This is a genomic window from Bacillus cereus group sp. BfR-BA-01522 (assembly GCF_022662635.1).
Lineage (GTDB): Bacteria > Bacillota > Bacilli > Bacillales > Bacillaceae_G > Bacillus_A > Bacillus_A cytotoxicus.
The window spans coordinates 465,421-483,044 of the sequence record NZ_JAKUDY010000001.1 but is presented as its reverse complement, the minus strand read 5'-3'; the positions used below and the strand labels follow the sequence as shown (position 1 = coordinate 483,044).

The window sequence follows — 17,624 nt, the reverse complement described above, 5'->3', positions numbered from 1 at the left end:
ATTATTCCGTTTTACAACAATAAATGATTTTCTTCATTTATTGGGAAAGAATAATCTTGTAAAAAAAAACGAAAAGAGGAGAATTACATGAATAAAAGATTAACCTTATTTTCATTTCTACTAGTTTTCGCATTAATCTTTGCTGGCTGTTCCACTAAAAATAATAGTGTTGCAAAAAAAGGTGATAAACTTTCTGTGTATACAACTATTTTTCCACTTGCCGATTTTACTAAAAAAATTGGTGGTGATTATGTAAATGTCGAAACCATTTATCCACCAGGTGCTGATTCTCATACATATGAGCCTAGCCAAAAGCAAACTGTTCAAATTGCAAAAGCAGACTTATTTGTATATAACGGTGCTGGTTTAGAACCATTTGCGGAAAAGATGGAAAAAACATTGAAGCAGGAAAACGTACAAACTGTAAATGCATCCCAAGGTATTGATTTGCACGCTTCATCTGAAGATGAGCATCATGAACAAGAAAGCGACCATAAAGAACATGGTCATCATCATGATCAAGATCCACACGTTTGGTTAGACCCGATTCTTGCGATGAAACAGGCAGAAAAAATTAAAGATGCACTTGTAAAACTACAACCTGAACATAAAAAAGAATTTGAAAAGAACTTTGCAGCCCTACAAACAAAATTTACTGATTTAGACGATCATTTTAAATCTGTAGTTACCAATGCAAAAACAAAAGAAATTTTAGTTTCTCATGCAGCATATGGATACTGGGAACATCGTTACGGCTTAAAACAAATTCCAATCGCTGGCATCTCATCTTCGGAGGAACCATCGCAAAAAGAATTAGCTGCGATTACAAAAACAGCAAAAGAGCATGGTTTAAAATATATTTTATTTGAAACATTTTCTACTCCAAAAGTTGCTGAAGTAATTCAAAAAGAGACTGGTACAAAAATTTTGCGTTTAAATCATCTTGCTACAATATCTGAAGATGACGTAAAGAAAAATAAAGACTACTTTACGTTAATGGAAGAGAACGTGAATGTTTTAAAAGAAGCTACAAATTAATTTTTTCAAAGGCAGCTGATAATTCAGCTGCCTTTTCATGGGCGATACAGCTTGACTTACATAAAATAACAAGTACAATTATCCATACTATAAAAGATATCATTCAGAAAGTGAGTTGGAACTATGAATCTTCACATTTGTGAAGTAACAGCAAGTAATTGGCGTTCCGTCGCTGCTTTACATGTAGCAAGTGAGCAACAACAATTTATTGAAAGCAATGCGTTTTCTTTAGCAGAATCATTATATGAAGGAAACGGAACGTCAATAGGCTTATATGATGGAGAAACGCTTGTCGGGTACGCCATGTATGGCTGGTATTCTAAAGAAAATAATAGCGTATGGCTAGATCGCTTCATGATTGATTACCATTTCCAAGGACAGGGATATGCCAAACGTTTTCTTCACTTACTCATTCCTTATTTGCAAGAAAAATTTCAATGTGAAAAAGTGTATTTAAGTCTTCATCCAGACAATAAAGTAGCAATGAAACTATATGAATCATTCGGCTTTCGATTAACTGGTGATATCGATGACAGCGGACCTGTTGTAGGTGTTGTGATGGAATTACTGTTACATAAGAGATTCAGCCTATGAAAATAGGCTGTTTTTTATTGATTTCTACTTTCTTCCCCCTATATTTCTCGTTCTTACAACCGAGTATAATTTCCATAAAAAAATAAACCTGCAAAAAATCTGCAGGCTTATTTGATACATTCTTTAAAATGTTCCTGAAACCACTCTTTATTAATGTCTTTTCCGATGAAAACAACTTCGCTTATTCGTTTTTCTCCTTCTTGCCATTCTCGATCATAGGACGCAGCAAATAGAGTATGTACACCTTGGAATACAATTCGTCGATCTACCCCATCAATAGACAAAATTCCTTTATAACGATATAAATACTCCCCGAGTTCCTGAACAACAGCTGACATCCATTCGTTTAACTTTTGTAAATCAAGGGGCTGTTTTTCACGTAATACAAATGATTTTACCCCTTCTAAATGATGGTGCTCTGTATGAGGATAAATTTCTAATGTATCACGCGTTTTAAACGTTTGAATTTCGAGTAAAGCTGAAATATCCACTTCACAATTTGTCGTTGGGATTAATTTTGCTGTTGGATTCATCCCTTGTAATTCAATAAGAAGCGCTTCTTTTTCTACTTCTCCAATTAAATCTAATTTATTCACTAATACAACATCTGCAAAGGCAATTTGTTCTTTTGCTTCCAGTCCTTTTTCAAAATGTTTATGAATATGATAACTATCGATCACTGTCACAACACCATCAACTTTATACGATGATTGAATGACTGGGTCTAAAAAGAACGTTTGAATAATAGGACCTGGATTTGCAAGCCCCGTTGTTTCAATCACTAAACCATCAAAATCCATTTTCCCTTCTGCTTTTACATCTAATAGTTGTTTTAATGCGACAAGCAAATCTTCACGAACTGTGCAACATAAACAACCATTTGTCATTTCCATAATTTCTTCTTCAACATTCATAACCAATTGATTATCAATGCCAATTTGTCCTATTTCATTTACAATAACCGCTAATTTTTTTCCGTGGTCTTCTGACAGGATTCTATTTAGCAATGTCGTTTTCCCGGAACCAAGAAAACCAGTTAAAATTGTTACTGGAATTATTTCGTACATCTGTTGGCATCTCCTTATAACTATCTCTCTATACATTATACTATACAGAAAAAATATATATTGTATATAAAATCCTTATATACAGAGTAGCATACTATATCCCGCTTTTATGCTACAATCTATATCATAAGGCGATAAGATTTTGAACAAACAAAAGAATGATTACTCATGGAAATGATTCGAAATTTGGTTGTCCAATGCTCGTCTTGCATTTTTATGGGCAATTATTTTCGGTTTTTCCTATTTAGGATAGATGAAAATCATTAGACCAATTTTTCAACACGATGTTCAGCAGATTTCATTTTCCTATAAATAAAAGAAGCTCTGTGACTCTATCACTTTTCTTTTTCATATCTATTTTTTATCATCGCAAACACACATGTATCCCTTAATCCATTTCCATCTACTGCTACACTACTATTTTCTAAAATTCCTTCTAATTTAAAGCCTAGCTTTTCAGGTATCGCTCTACTTTTCCGGTTTGTGGGGTCACAACGAATTTCTAACCTGTTTGCTTTCAGTTCAGAAAAAGCATAATCGATAATTCCTTTTACTGCCTCGGTCATATAGCCTTTCCCACTAAAGCGTGTATCAATCCAATATCCAATTTCAAACTGTGGTATTTCCCACTTAATCCGGTGCAATCCAGTAGAAGCAACAAATTCACCAGTCTCCCTTAAAAAGGCTAACAATCTTAAATCTTCTCTCTGTAAAAATTGAATATGTGCCCTTCTTATACTAGCTTCTACTTCCTCTCTCGTTTGTTCTTTTTGCACAAAAGCCATCCAAGATTTTAACTCTTGTATTGATGCTTGAATTGCTTCATAGACCGCTGCCCCGTCTCCAGGTTTAGGCATTCGAATAAATAATCTATCTGTATAAAATTCCGAGGGAAAATCAAGTAACAATGGATTCATTTTCACTACTCCTTAGTATTTTTTTATATATAATAATATTTATTCTAAATGTAAGCAACGACTTTTCTGATTTTAAATACAATTACAATTCTTTAAATTATTCCTATGTAATGTAGATACACATCAGAAGATTCACAAAAAATACAAACCGTATTGCTCTCAATCCTTTTATTTCTACATATAATAAAGGTGTAGGATAGGAATGTAAGGAAAGGATTGATAAACATGAAACGTACTTACGACTATCATGCAACGAAAAAACAATTAGAACTAAAGAAACAGCAATTATGTAGACAGCTTACGAGTGTAAGACTAACAGAAGAAGAACGAAATCAAATAAAAATGGAAATCGATAACTACGATTACATTTTAAACTTAGTAGAAATGAATCATTATGAACGTGGAATTTCTCATTAAAAGCAGAGAACATCATTTCAAGTGATGTTCTTTTCCCTTTTTTATCATAAAAAAGCTTACAATGGGCAAAAAAACGTTCTAAAACAAAAAAAGACAACAATGTATATATTGTTGTTTTCAACTTACACAATCTTCTTTTTATCCGGTTTACTAGAAACTAAATAATGTTTCTCTGATATATATAAATCCCTTTTTAATATACGATTTAAATATGGTGCTAATTTTATGCCACATATAAGACGATCTTCATTGTCTTCTACAATAGGGAATGTTTCTTTCTCTGTTACATATTGATCTACTGCTTTTTGTACAAGATCAATCTCTTTTACAAGTTCTAAATTTTCATCTGTATGTTCAAACACCTCTAGCGTTTCCTTTGTAATAAGAAACTTATTTGTTGGAAAAGCTTGTAAATAAGGCTTTAATAAGTCATAATTCACTGTATAGTCATCATTAACTAATACTGTGTACACAATATTTGTATTAGTCTCTAAAAACTTTGCCATCGCTTGTTCTAGCTCGTCTTTTGTAATTGGCCTCTCCTCTTTTCCACTTTTGAAAAAGCGAAACATTGCATCGCCTCCTTTTTACTATATTATACCATAAAGAGAAAACTGAAAAATAAAAAAAACCTATTGAACGATTTTTTCAATAGGTTTTTTTGTGAGGGTAAATCATAATTTAATTACTATATCTTATTTTAAGAACGCACTCAACATCCAAACATGCTGTTCTAATGTTGTATGAATTGCTAATAACATGTCAGCAGATGTTTCATCTCCAGCTTGTTCTGCCACTTCCATACCTTCTTTTAACTCTTGAATAATAGCAGAAAAATCATTTACTAATACTTGTACCATTTCTTCCGCCGCTTCTTTACTTGTTCCTTCATGAACTGTTGATGTTTCTAAATATTCTTTCATTGTTGCTAACGGTTTTCCGCCTAATGCTAAAATACGTTCTGCCAATTCATCAATATATGTAGCAGCTTCTGTATAAAACTCTTCAAATTTCTCATGTAATGTAAAGAAGTGTGGTCCTGTCACATACCAGTGATAATTATGAAGTTTCACATATAATACATTCCAGTTTGCTACTTGTTTGTTCAATACTTCAACAACATTTGTTTTCGTACTCATCCAATCCACTCCTCTTACAATTTTAGAATTATTCTCTTTTAATAATCCTATTTTATTGTACCATACTTTTCCTTTCCTTCCAAATCATAAGCTTATATGTACTAAATTTTTAATAATTTTCATCAACCGGGTTCTCTTCACCCACTGATTATGAGCCCTCACCAATCAAGTTGTTACAGGCAACAAGGTTCCCCTCTCTGAATTTTGAGGCAGGAGTCTTATTGCCTAAAATTTATGTACTCTTTCTATCACTTCGCATGTCTAATTGTCCGAGCACTTACATATGCATAGTAATAAGATACGTTCATCATAGTAGAAAGAGGGATGACATGAATAATCAACAATGGCAAGTAGCAAAAAAGGTTGCTGCTACTTATATTGGAACTGTCGTCGGAGCCGGTTTTGCAACTGGAAGGGAGATTGTCGAGTTTTTTACCATCAATGGAATATATGGAACAATTGGAATATGCATAAGCGGATTTTTCTTTATTTGGCTAGGGACAAAAATGATGTTACTTTCTTCTCAAATTGGTGCATTTTCTGCACAAGAATTTAATAAATACTTATTTGGGGATGTATTTGGGAATGTTGTGAATACATTATTGCTACTTGTACTATTTGGAGTTACAAGTGTTATGCTATCAGGTGCAGGTGCCGTATTTGAAGAACAACTTCTTCTCCCAAGACAACTTGGTATTTTTATTACAGTAATCGCTTGCCTCATTATCGGCAGCCGCGGGCTACAAGGTGTTTTTGAGGTAAATACTCTAGTCGTACCAATTATGATGATTTTTATTATTGGACTTGCTATCACTACTTTGCTCCATGGTGCAACACCTATCTATAACGCGGTTCCTGCGGAAAATTGGAATATAAAATGGATTACAAGCCCTATTACATATGTTGCTCTCAACCTTTCACTCGCCCAAAGTGTTCTCGTACCATTAGCAAGTGAAGTAAAAGAGCGCAAAGCAATTATATGGGGGGGAATTCTAGGTGGAGCAGGACTTTGCTTTATCCTATTATGTAGTCATTTAGCCATTTTATCTGTTGAACAGTTTTATCAATACAATATTCCAATGGCAGAAGTTGTCCGACGCTTTAATGCAACTTTCCACTTTTTCTTCGTTCTCATTATTTTTGGTGAAGTATTTACGACTTTAGTCGGTAATATCTTTGGAATGACAAAACAAATGCAATCGATCACAGGATGGAAAAGCAATTATATTGTCTACTTTATTTTACTAATTAGCTACTCTTTCAGCTACATTGGGTACAGTGAACTTCTACACATTTTGTATCCCATTATCGGGTGGGTTAGCATCATAATACTTCCAATTATTGCATGTAAACAACTTCAAAAAACATAGAAAGAAGTATCCTCAGGCGGATACTTCTTTTCATTCACAATCTTCACACACTTCCCAATACGGCCCCATCTCTATCGCTAAATATGGGTACAACTGCAGACGAATCATACGGCTTGGCATACGCTCTAATACAAATTGAATCGCATCTTTATCTTCTTCTATTTCTATTTTTACGATTGCTATTCGTTGCATTGTCGCTATAGAATTTCCATCTTTATATAAAGTCAGTCTTATTTCATTATGTTCATTAAAATATAATTCCACACTCATATGTGCTACTGCGATATCATTACCAATTAAATATTTTCCATTTTGTTCTTGAATTATATATTTCCAGCCACCTTTTTTCTCTTCTATTGGAGCAACTTGAAATAATCCAACTAAATCCTCGTATAGCATAAGATAACCCCTCTCTTACTAAACAACATGAGTATTATATTATACCCTTTCTATCTACTATATTCATTGTATCATATATCGACTCTATTCCTGCATTCATTTGCTTTGTGCAACGTTGTTCTCATGTGCAATAATATCCTCTTCCTCTACATTCACTCAGCCTGGAAGTAAGAGATCTGACTAAAATAAAACAGCAATATAAAAAGCAGGAATGTTCACATTCCTGCTTTTTGCTAAAATACTTTTCCTGTCGCCGCTAAAGCTAATACTGCAATCAAACTTGCAAACAATAAAGAAACAATAAAACTAATAATCGGTAACGTTTTCTTTTCATTTTTCTTAAATAACAATCTTATACTAAGAATAATATTTAGTGGTACGCCAATAAAATAAAAATACTTCATAATTCTCGCTATACTATTCGAACTATTAAAAAGTGTTCGAAATATAAACACTTCAACTAAAAAAATAAGAAAAAATGAAATACTAAACCAAAATGAAACATAGCTAAGCCAAGAATGTCTTTTCGTTCCCCAATACATTCCCATAATGTTCTCCTTTATATGTAGTCTACTTTATAATATTTATACAAGCATACAACAAATCCCTTTATCTTTCGACAAATAAAACAAAACTTTCATAGATATTTTTCTGATTTCACTGTCAGCCTTAACATGGAGAGTTCGATAAAGCGAAATTTTAATCCGTAAGGCTTTTCTTATTATGAGCCCTCACCAATCGGGCTATTGCTGCCTAAAATAGCGGATAAATAAAAAGGAGCTGTCTTTGTAACGGTTCAGTTACCTTAAGACAGTCTCCTTGCGATTTATATCTTAAATTTTTCAATTAAGACTTGTAATTCTTCAGCCATTTGTGATAATGTTCCAGCAGCCGATCCGATTTCTTCCATAGAAGCTAATTGTTCTTCAGTGGATGCAGCAATATTTTGTGTACTTGTTGCATTATTTTGTGCTGTCCTTGCAATTTCACCAACCGAAATCGAAACTTCATTTGCGCCTTTTGACATTTCATTTGCCGTTTCTACCATACTTTCAATTTGCTTAGCAATTTCATTTGTAGAATGCAATATTTCTGCAAAGTTTTGTTTTGTCTCATTCGCAATTACAAGACCTAACTGAACTTCTTCATTGACATGATTCATTGATTTGACTGTCTTGCTCATATCTTCTTGTATTTCACTTACTAGCTTTCCAATTTCGTTTGATGACATGCTAGATTGCTCTGCAAGTTTCCTTACTTCATCTGCAACAATGGCAAATCCCTTGCCATGCTCCCCAGCTCGCGCAGCTTCAATAGCCGCATTTAACGCTAATAAATTTGTTTGATCAGCAATATTTTGTATCACTTCTAATATTTCACCAATTTGTTTTGATTTATCATTTAATAATTGAATCACAGCATCTGATTGAGAGACAGATTTTACTATCGAATTCATTTGATTTACTGTTTTTCCAACTAACTCCCCGCCATTCTCTGCTTTTTCACGAGTATACGAAGAAGAGTTGGCGATTGCCGATGAGCTATTTGCTACATGCTGAATCCCTTCTGTTACATTATGTAATAATACCGCACCGTTTTCAACGCTAGACGTTTGCTCTCTTGCCCCAGTCGAAACTTGCTCCATTGCCGTCGTAATCTGTTCTGTTGCCTCACTAGCCTGTCTGACACTTGCAGTCAATTCTTCAGATGCTGCGGCAACGTGTCCTGCTGAAGTATTAATTCGACTAATTAGTGTACGCAATGATTGTGTCATGTTATTAAAAGCTTTTGCCAGTTGACCAATTTCATCTTGCGAATACATTTCAATCGTTTGTGTTAAGTCTCCCTCACTAATTTCATGTGCAGTAGTTACTAACCTTTTTAAAGGTTTTGTGATAGAAAGGGTTACAAAATAAATGATTGTACCTCCTAAAAGTAAGGAAATTACCATAATAAGTAACGCATTATAAAATACAGGTTGAGCCGCTTCAATGATTTCACTGCTATACATTATTCCACCAATTTTCCAACCCGTTTTTAAATTTGTAGCAAATACCATTTTCTTGTCACTATTTCCATAAGAGTAAGTAAACATACCATGGTTTTCTTGATACAGTCGTTTTGCCCAAGAGTCCGCAGCTTTTTCACCTGATTTCTCCTCTGGATGAGCGATGATTTTTTGATTGCGATCTAAAATAAAAGCATATCCTTTTTTTCCGATATTAATTAATTTTGATGTTTTCAATAAATTGTCAAGACTTAAATCTAAAGCAACAACGCCATTTTTATCATCCGTTTGTTTTGCGATTGTTACTACAATATGACCATTTCCCTTTGCTTTATATGGCTCGGTTATAATTATGCCACCATTTTTACTGATTGCATCCTTATACCAAGGCCGCGTTGTCGGATCATAGTCTGCCGGCATTTGTACATCCGGTTCCTGTACAAACGTCTTGTCGTTTCCTGCAATATATATCTCTTCAACCTCCGGATTTAGCAATATATATTGAGATAACATTTTCTTTAATTCATCATGATTTTCTCCTGCATACAAGTCACTTTTCATGATTCTTGCAAAATTATTTACATCATTAAATTTTTCTTCGATTACTTGATTAATAAGATTGTCTAATATTTGAATATTTTCATTTGCGCTATTCATAATTTGCGATTCAAAGTTTTTCTTCGCAGTTTGATATGATATCCCACCAATAATTGAAATAGCAACAATTAATATAATAAAAAATGAAATCATTATTTTTTTTGCTACTTTCATATTTTGAAACCATCTTATAAACTGATTCATAATATCCTCCTTTATTATGTGAATATTTAAACTTTAAGATTAAAAACAAAAAAACAAATCATCTGATCACTATCCTTATGACACATGCAAACACTTTGTAAAGTTTAAACAAATAATTTCTTTTTGTCCATATATAAGGATAATTATTATTATAAATTTTACAATCAAAAAAACCAAAAGGATTTCCTTTGTTTTTTATGTAGCTTTCATTATCTTTATTATATGTATGTCTTTTTAAAAAGCCGCTTCAATTCACGTCATTTTCTGATACAAATTAAAAATAGTTGTAATGAAAAATGAATTCGTATAATAAATTGTTCATTACAACTAAACAAATGTATAATCAAAACAAATTTTCTCAATATACTTATATAAAATTGAAAAAGGTATCCGCATATAAAAAACGAATCTTATTCACTAAAAGGAGTGGATTTGATGGAAATGTATCAATGGCTAATTGCTGTTCTCATTGGTGGCATAACTGGCTTCGTTTCCCATCTAATCAATAACCAAGGTAAGTTATTGCTTCCACGCCGTTTAAAAACCTTTTTTCATCTTGGATTTTTCACTGATATATTAGCCGGCAGTCTTGCTGCGCTTCTTGGACTTGTATTATTTGATGCAACTACAATAAAAGAAATTATTAAAGTAGCCATTGTCACTGCTATTTCAGGACAAACCTTTTTGCTTCATCAAGCACTAGGTGGGGAACAGGCAAAGAATATGCAAATTAGTAAAGCTGACGAGAAAATTCAAGAAATTGACAAATTATTACGACGATAATCTATACTTCCGCTAAAAATTACTGTTATAATATTTATAAACTGAACTGTCTGTCAGAAGAAAGGGTGTTTCTTATGCCAAAAAAGAAAATAGAGGATTTCTTAACAGACTCCGAAAAAGAGGAACTAATAGAAAACTATAAATGTTTACGAGAAGCTCGTACAAAACGCGAAGCTAATCATTTTGGCGAAGTAGTAAATCACCTATTAAATAAAGCAAAAAAACGAATTATTGAAGACGCAGGAATTCCTGATGAAAATGCTGCAACTATTCAAACAAAGCGAAAAGCGCTGTTTTAACATTTTGTTAAAACAGCGCTTTTTATTTTGTTTACATAATATAATTATTGTTTGTTATAATGTAACTTTTTGTTTTTCATTCTCTTCTTTTACTAAATCTATCAATCCATTCCCTTCGGATGTTCGCTCATATCCCAATGGAACTGTGCGTTTAATAAGCTGTGCATAAATTTCCGGTTCTGACAGCCTTCTTCCATATTCTCTTTCACATTGCTTAATTAGAAGTGCTAATGCTCCGGAAATATGTGGGGTCGCCATAGATGTCCCGCTCAATACAGCATACTTTCCTCCTGGATACGTAGAAAGAATGTCTTCACCTGGTGCTACTAAGTCAATTTCTTGATTCGAATTACTGAAGCAAGCTAACTTTCTTTCTAAATTCACTGCTCCTACTTCAATTACTTCTGAATAAGCACCTGGAAAATCCAATTCTTCTGTTCTGTCATTGCAATCACCACTATTTCCAGCGGCACATACAACTAGCACGTCTTGCTTGACAGCCTTTTGAATCACTTCATGTAATTCTGGTACATCTTCTGGTCCACCAAGTGACATGGAAATAATTCTTACTCGTTCTTGATTTGGTCCTCTCCAGCTTATAGCATAGTCAATCGCATCGATAATATGTTGATAGTTTCCTGATCCGTCCCCTGCCAATACTTTTAATACTAATAATTTAGCCAGTGGTGCAACGCCTAAAACTCCAATATCATTTTCTGTTGCTGCGATTGTTCCAGCAACATGCGTACCATGCCCATTATTATCAAGATAATTATTTGGATCATTTCCATAATCCTCTGTAAAGTTTCTTCCGCCAATAATTCTATCCTTTAAGTCTACATGGTTGACATCACAGCCTGTATCTAATACTGCTACAACAATATCGTTTCCCTTTTCACTCTTTTCCCAAATCTCAGGAGCGTGAATCAGTTGTACACCTGGTGGAATTTCGTTTGCTTGTTCCACCACCCTGTTTACTGTAAACGGAATTAATCGAATTCCTTTTTGCTTATTCGCTGTACTACTGCTCATCTGAATCCCTCCTAAAAGAGTATGATGTCCCTAGCAAATATGCGTACACTTATAGATGAAAATTCTTGTTTCTATTTCAAAATTCCTGCTTCAAAATATTTCTCAATTACAAAATAACTACTACTTTATCTTTTGCGGCCATAAGCTCCATTTCTTTAAGATAAGCATAATTGCCGGAACAAGTAGTGTCCGCACAAGAAATGTATCAACAATAACTCCAAGTGCCACAACAAATCCAAACATAAATAGTTCTAATAATGGCTGGGTCGTTAATACCGCAAACGTTGCTGCTAATATGATACCAGCAGAAGAAATAACACCGCCTGTTGCAGTTAATCCATTCTCAATTGCAACCTGCAGAGGATGTTTCGCAGTTTCTTCTTTAATACGAGAAACGAGCATAATATTATAATCCACTCCAAGTGCCACAAGGAATACAAACGTATATAGTGGAATGCGATAACTCATGTCCTTGTATCCAAATATATGTTCAAACAGAAACATACTAAGGCCTAATGCCGCACAATATGAGAGTAGAATCGTTCCAATCATATAGATTGGCGCAATCCATGATTTTGTTTGTATACCTAACAAAATCAATATCAATATAGATATGAGTACAACAATGCATGTTGTATCGTGATTATTAATCTGGTACAAATCAGCTTGCTTCGCCGTTTCACCAGAAAAGTAAACATGCCCATTCTTCACAAATTCATTTTCCTTCTGTTGCAGAAATTGAATGGTATCCATAGCCTGTAGTGAATACGGTTGATCTTTTAAAATCAGTTGCACTTTCGCTGCTTTTCCATCTTTAGACCGCAATTGATTGGTATTCTTTTGAATCGCCTCAAGAGAAGGATTCACCCTTTCTATCCCTTTTTGTACCGCTAATTTTCCTACAAACTGTACAATTTCCTCATCGGTTACCTTTTCTTCCTTCGCCATTACAACCGTAATAGGAGCTAACTGACCAGGAGAATATTTCTGTTCAATTAACTCATATCCTTGTCTTGATTGTAAATTTTCCGGAAAAGACTTTAATAAGTTAAAAGAGTACTGAATTTGAAATAGATTCAGTGAACATATGACTAGAAAAATAGCAACTGCTCCTCCAACTATATACGGCTTTCTTACTACAATATGGCTCACTTTTCTCCAAATGACATGTTTTTCTTGCCGCTGTCCAACCTTTGGTATAAAAGGCCAAAACGCTTTTCTACCAAATAGTGCAAATAAGGCAGGAAGCAATGTAATTCCCCCTAAAATAATGACAACAAGCGCAACAGAAAATAGTGGTGCAAAGTTACGGTAACCGTTATATACTGCAAAAAAGAGCATGAACATGGAAGCAAGCACGGTACTTCCACTAAAGAAGATTGGTTCCCCTACTTTTCGCATCGCCTGTTTCATACTTTCATATTTATCTTCTCGTTTTTGCAATTCTTCCTTATAACGTGCAAAAATAAATAGAGCATAATCTGTTAATGCTGCAAATAATAAGATTGACATAATAGACAATGATTGCGATTTAATTTCAAGTCCCCATTTACCAAATAAACCGAGACTTCGGTCAATCATTTGGTATACAATAATTGCTGCAATCAGCGGAATAATCGCTAAAAGAGGAGAACGGTAAATTACAATTAATAAGATAAAAATTAATCCAATTGTTGAGAACAGCAGGACAAGATCAGCATTTTTAAAAATTTCTAATGTATCCGCAGCAATCCCCGCAGGTCCTGTTATTTTAGCTTCCATATTAGTAGGAAGTTCCTGCTTTAATACATTTTTCATTTCTTTTACTGTATTATGAATCTCTTCTACTTCTAAATTACTTGTCATCGTTACCGGAAGAATAAAACTTGTTTTATCCTCAGATACAAAGCCGTTCAACATTTGAACTGGCATTTCACTAACCGGAATTATTTTTTCAACATGTTCGATTTTTTTAGCCTGTAATTGCTTTGTCACCTCTTGAATACTATGTAACTGTTCTTCTTTCATTTCTTCTTTTTGATGAAAAATAATAATAGCTGGTAATCCTTTATCATTTGGAAAATATTTTTCTACTTGTTTTTCAGCTTGTATAGATGCTGCACTTTCAGGAATCCCATCACCACTCACATTGTTTGCATATTTCTTTGCTGGTTTTGAAATTCCTGTTAAGACAAGCATAGCTACAATCCACGATATAACAATTACTTTGGCACCTTTTTTACTACTTGCAAAGTCTGTTATACGCTGTAACCATTTCCACATACAACCCCTCCTTACCCTATATTTAATAAAGTAAATTAACAACTTTATTAAATATACATATTACTTTCTTACAAACAAATAAAGTGTAAGACAAATATATATATAAAACAAGATTGTTCACAAATATGACAAATACTATTTGTATATAAAGATAAATGATTTTTAAAACAAAAAAAGTATCCAGTCATACTTTGAAGCATCCTGGATCTTTCACCAAAATAATGAAATTGGTATCAATCCTTACATAAAAAACTCCTAACATCATCTGTTAAGAGTTTTTACTGAGCAAATTTTGAACAGTGAAGTTTTCATCGCTTCCTTATCGAACTTCTAGATTGAATATTCAATAAAAACGAAAGCTATTACCTCATTCTTAATCTTTCTTTCAATTGCTTTATATAACGAAAGCGTATCATCACAAAATATATCATTTGAATTCCTACAAATATACTTAAGACGATCGCATTTTCTTTTAGCAAAGAATAGTCAAACATTTGCCCTAAAGCCGTTAATGCAACACCGCCATGTAACGCTGCTACACCAATTGGAACAAAGAATAATAAAGCCAATCGAATTGTGACGACTTGAGATAACTCTCTACTCGTTAACCCTATTTTCCGAATGGATTCAAATAAACGATAATCATCATCTAGGTCAGAGAATAGTCGAAAATATAGAAAACTACCTGCACAAACAAAGAATACAATTCCAATAAAAAATCCGACAAACAAAATTGGACCTGCAAATTGTAATGCTTGCTTGCTCTGATACGCTGCGGCATAAAACTGTGAATGCTCTTGGTACTGCTTTATATGCTCCATTATTTCTTTGCCCGCTTCAAATTCATTTTTCGTTTCTTTTGTTTCATACATATAATCTTTCATTTCTTTAAATCCACTTTGTAATGCATTATATTGCGCATCTGAAATGACATAGACATCACGAAGAAGTACTTTACTAAGAGTAGATGTCTTCACTTTTTTTACTGTCAATACTTGTTCTTCATTCGATAATTGTATCGTTTTTCTTTCTTTTTTTGGTGGTCCTGGCATTTCATTTGATAAGAAAAGTGCTGTATTTTGCTTGAAAGCAACTTCCTGTTCACCTGTCAGTTTCGCATACACCTTATAATCAGATTTTTTTATAAAGGACGCTCTGCGCATCGATTGATCTTCACTTCGTTTCGATGCTATCATGATTTTGCTAGTAGGTATATTATATTTTTTTAATGTTTTCTCAATCAATTGTATATGCTCTGTTTCATTTTCGTTTCCTGTTCCAGAATGATATTGAAAGGCAATTGGTTTCTCCATCATTTCTCTAGTCATAGAAGTAAAACCAACTAAAGTACCAATCGCTGAGAAAGCTACAGTTGAAATAATTGTAACAATAAAAAACATGCGGGCATTATCTCTCATCCGATATGCTAAATCTGAAAGCGTTATGATGTTTGTTCGCCTCCAGTATAAACGTTTGTTCTTCTTACATCTTCGGATCATGAATACGCTCAACTGCTTATACATGAAATAAGTACCAATTGTAACAACCGTCGTAACAGGAACTAACATAATAAAAACCATAGCTCCATGTGAAGATAACGCCCCTATATATCCTACACTAAGTAACAATACGGCTAAAAATGAAGCAATTATAGATACTTTCGGTTCGGGTTTCGCTTTTACCGAACCTCTAAATAACTTCATAATTTGATTTTTACGAATCAACCCAGCACTAAAAAATGAAATAATAATAAATAAAATGAAAAACATCAAACTTGTTACACCAATAGCCTTTATTGGTACATAATATGACAAGGACAAGTCTAACTGAAGTAATAGCGGTGCTACGAAAATAAGCAAACCTGAAAATAACATTCCGCAAAGAATACCGGTAATAATCGCTGCAATCCCAAGCATAACATTTTCAAAAAAGATAAGTCGTCTTAATTCAAACTTCGTCATGCCGAGCATCATCAATATTCCTAATTCCCGTTTTCTCGTTTTCAAAAACATGCCCATAGAATACAAGATAAAGAAAAATGTAAAAACATAAATAATAAATTGTGCAAATGACATACTGAAAAATACATATTGTCCTAATTGGCTAGCGCTTAGTACAGGATGAAATGCAAAAAATGAATAAACAAAAAAAGCCATAATAGCAAATGCACTACTTAAAAAATAAGCCGAGTAGATCCTTCTATTACGCGTTACATTTCGAAATGCTAATTCCCTAATGCTCATCTTATTTCTCCGCCCTTTCGATTACTATACTGCTATCATACATAAAGCAAAGAATTGGATTCCATCGATTCAAATGACAAAAACATTACATTCTTGAAAGGTTACAGAAAAATTGATTAAATCAAAGAGTTTATTTATAATAGCTACATTCCTATTCATACATTGTCCTATTGTATATTCGACCGTTTTACGAAATAATAAGAGTGGAGACATATGAATTGAATGTATACATAACAATTTATCGCTCATAGGAGGATATATCATGACTTTACAAGAGCAAATTATGAAAACATTACATGTTCAATCTGTAATTGATCCAAAAACAGAAATTCGAAAACGAATTGATTTCTTAAAAGATTATTTGAGAAAAACAGGTGCAAAAGGGTTCGTACTTGGTATTAGTGGTGGTCAAGATTCAACATTAGCAGGTCGCTTAGCACAGCTTGCAGTAGAAGAAATTCGTAACGAAGGAGGCAGTGCAAAGTTTATCGCTGTACGCCTTCCGTATAAAGTCCAAAAAGATGAAGATGATGCACAACTTGCTCTTCAATTTATTAAACCAGATCACTCTGTTTCTTTTGATATCGCTCCAGCTGTTGATGCATTTTCAAATCAATATAAAGACTTATTAGGCGAATCACTAACAGACTTTAATAAAGGCAATGTAAAAGCTCGCGTCCGTATGGTGACACAATATGCAATTGGTGGTCAACAAGGTTTACTTGTCATTGGAACAGATCATGCAGCCGAGGCTGTTACCGGCTTCTTTACAAAATATGGTGACGGAGGAGCGGATCTTTTACCACTAACAGGCTTAACAAAACGTCAAGGTCGTGCTTTATTACAAGAATTAGGTTCTGACAAACGACTTTACTTAAAAATGCCAACAGCAGACTTATTAGATGAAAAACCAGGTCAAGCTGATGAAACAGAATTAGGAATTACGTATGATCAACTGGATGATTACTTAGAGGGAAAAGCAGTTCCTCAAGATGTAGCAAAAAAAATTGAAAAGCGTTATCTTGCAAGCGAACATAAAAGACAAGTACCTGCATCTATGTTTGATGATTGGTGGAAATAAGTATCCTAAAAAACGAAGCTACTATGATGTAGCTTCGTTTTTTATCGAAATGCTCCTATTTTCTTTTCTAAAAGATTATGTTGTTGATGCAATAATAGAAAGAACTGTAAATGTATTGATCATACGTTCTTCTTCACTCACTTTTCGAATCATTTTACAACACACATAAGTGAA

The 17,624-nt window shown here is 33.6% G+C and carries 17 protein-coding genes and 1 pseudogene; 7 read left to right on the top strand and 11 right to left on the bottom strand.

Going from position 1 to position 17,624, the window contains the following annotated elements; all coding sequences use genetic code 11:
* The first annotated feature begins 87 nt into the window (after positions 1 to 87).
* Both MR059_RS02495 and MR059_RS02490 read left to right on the top strand, forming a co-directional pair.
* Entirely contained in the window at positions 88 to 1,038 is a 951-nt protein-coding gene (locus MR059_RS02495) for a metal ABC transporter substrate-binding protein (RefSeq protein WP_012094013.1), read from the top strand.
* A 123-nt stretch (positions 1,039 to 1,161) separates the two neighbouring features.
* Complete coding sequence (locus MR059_RS02490; RefSeq protein WP_012094012.1) at positions 1,162 to 1,632, top strand: GNAT family N-acetyltransferase; 471 nt, start codon at positions 1,162 to 1,164, stop codon at positions 1,630 to 1,632.
* Positions 1,633 to 1,739: 107 nt separating this feature from the next.
* Here the strand turns inward: MR059_RS02490 and MR059_RS02485 are convergent, their stop codons facing one another.
* Together MR059_RS02485 and MR059_RS02480 are read right to left on the bottom strand one after the other, a co-directional pair.
* Positions 1,740 to 2,690, bottom strand: a complete 951-nt coding sequence (locus MR059_RS02485) for a CobW family GTP-binding protein (RefSeq protein ID WP_041810333.1) — start codon at positions 2,688 to 2,690, stop codon at positions 1,740 to 1,742.
* A 344-nt stretch (positions 2,691 to 3,034) separates the two neighbouring features.
* On the bottom strand, positions 3,035 to 3,616 hold the full coding sequence (locus MR059_RS02480) for a GNAT family N-acetyltransferase (RefSeq protein WP_012094010.1): 582 nt from the start codon (positions 3,614 to 3,616) through the stop codon (positions 3,035 to 3,037).
* A gap of 225 nt (positions 3,617 to 3,841) precedes the next feature.
* On the opposite strand from MR059_RS02480, the gene MR059_RS02475 reads away from it, so the two are divergent.
* Positions 3,842 to 4,033, top strand: a complete 192-nt coding sequence (locus MR059_RS02475; RefSeq protein WP_012094009.1) for a DUF3896 family protein — start codon at positions 3,842 to 3,844, stop codon at positions 4,031 to 4,033.
* A gap of 122 nt (positions 4,034 to 4,155) precedes the next feature.
* Here the strand turns inward: MR059_RS02475 and MR059_RS02470 are convergent, their stop codons facing one another.
* Entirely contained in the window at positions 4,156 to 4,605 is a 450-nt protein-coding gene (locus tag MR059_RS02470; protein WP_012094008.1) for a DUF3939 domain-containing protein, read from the bottom strand.
* A 123-nt stretch (positions 4,606 to 4,728) separates the two neighbouring features.
* On the bottom strand, positions 4,729 to 5,172 hold the full coding sequence (locus MR059_RS02465) for a Dps family protein (RefSeq protein ID WP_012094007.1): 444 nt from the start codon (positions 5,170 to 5,172) through the stop codon (positions 4,729 to 4,731).
* Positions 5,173 to 5,501: 329 nt separating this feature from the next.
* On the opposite strand from MR059_RS02465, the gene MR059_RS02460 reads away from it, so the two are divergent.
* Positions 5,502 to 6,542, top strand: coding sequence for a YkvI family membrane protein (locus tag MR059_RS02460; RefSeq protein WP_048722806.1), 1,041 nt, complete (start codon positions 5,502 to 5,504; stop codon positions 6,540 to 6,542).
* 30 nt (positions 6,543 to 6,572) lie between these two features.
* Here the strand turns inward: MR059_RS02460 and MR059_RS02455 are convergent, their stop codons facing one another.
* The 4 genes and pseudogenes from MR059_RS02455 to MR059_RS22150 form a co-directional block, all read right to left on the bottom strand.
* On the bottom strand, positions 6,573 to 6,941 hold the full coding sequence (locus MR059_RS02455; RefSeq protein ID WP_087094817.1) for a DUF3979 family protein: 369 nt from the start codon (positions 6,939 to 6,941) through the stop codon (positions 6,573 to 6,575).
* Between the two features lie 233 nt (positions 6,942 to 7,174).
* Positions 7,175 to 7,489, bottom strand: a complete 315-nt coding sequence (locus tag MR059_RS02450) for a hypothetical protein (protein ID WP_012094004.1) — start codon at positions 7,487 to 7,489, stop codon at positions 7,175 to 7,177.
* 278 nt (positions 7,490 to 7,767) lie between these two features.
* Positions 7,768 to 8,586, bottom strand: coding sequence for a methyl-accepting chemotaxis protein (locus MR059_RS22155; RefSeq protein ID WP_373367229.1), 819 nt, complete (start codon positions 8,584 to 8,586; stop codon positions 7,768 to 7,770).
* Between the two features lie 123 nt (positions 8,587 to 8,709).
* Positions 8,710 to 9,606 (bottom strand): annotated as a pseudogene (locus MR059_RS22150) (HAMP domain-containing protein); the annotation flags it as partial.
* A 579-nt stretch (positions 9,607 to 10,185) separates the two neighbouring features.
* Between MR059_RS22150 and MR059_RS02440 the strand changes: the two are divergent.
* Together MR059_RS02440 and MR059_RS02435 are read left to right on the top strand one after the other, a co-directional pair.
* Positions 10,186 to 10,533 (top strand): DUF4257 domain-containing protein, encoded by a 348-nt coding sequence (locus tag MR059_RS02440; RefSeq protein ID WP_012094002.1) that lies wholly within the window; start codon positions 10,186 to 10,188, stop codon positions 10,531 to 10,533.
* A 74-nt stretch (positions 10,534 to 10,607) separates the two neighbouring features.
* Entirely contained in the window at positions 10,608 to 10,832 is a 225-nt protein-coding gene (locus MR059_RS02435) for a hypothetical protein (RefSeq protein WP_012094001.1), read from the top strand.
* A gap of 54 nt (positions 10,833 to 10,886) precedes the next feature.
* Here the strand turns inward: MR059_RS02435 and MR059_RS02430 are convergent, their stop codons facing one another.
* The 3 genes from MR059_RS02430 to MR059_RS02420 all read right to left on the bottom strand — a co-directional run bounded on the left by MR059_RS02430 (position 10,887) and on the right by MR059_RS02420 (position 16,369).
* Positions 10,887 to 11,864 carry a S8 family peptidase gene (locus MR059_RS02430; protein ID WP_012094000.1) on the bottom strand — a complete coding sequence of 326 codons (978 nt, stop codon included), beginning with the start codon at positions 11,862 to 11,864 and terminating at the stop codon, positions 10,887 to 10,889.
* Positions 11,865 to 11,984: 120 nt separating this feature from the next.
* A complete protein-coding gene (locus MR059_RS02425; protein ID WP_012093999.1) occupies positions 11,985 to 14,126 on the bottom strand; it encodes an MMPL family transporter in 2,142 nt (713 codons plus the stop codon).
* A gap of 362 nt (positions 14,127 to 14,488) precedes the next feature.
* The gene (locus MR059_RS02420) at positions 14,489 to 16,369 is read right to left on the bottom strand and encodes an FtsX-like permease family protein (RefSeq protein ID WP_087094813.1); all 1,881 of its coding nucleotides are present in this window, start codon (positions 16,367 to 16,369) and stop codon (positions 14,489 to 14,491) included.
* Between the two features lie 262 nt (positions 16,370 to 16,631).
* On the opposite strand from MR059_RS02420, the gene nadE reads away from it, so the two are divergent.
* On the top strand, positions 16,632 to 17,450 hold the full coding sequence (gene nadE / locus MR059_RS02415; protein WP_012093997.1) for an ammonia-dependent NAD(+) synthetase: 819 nt from the start codon (positions 16,632 to 16,634) through the stop codon (positions 17,448 to 17,450).
* Positions 17,451 to 17,624 lie beyond the last annotated feature (174 nt).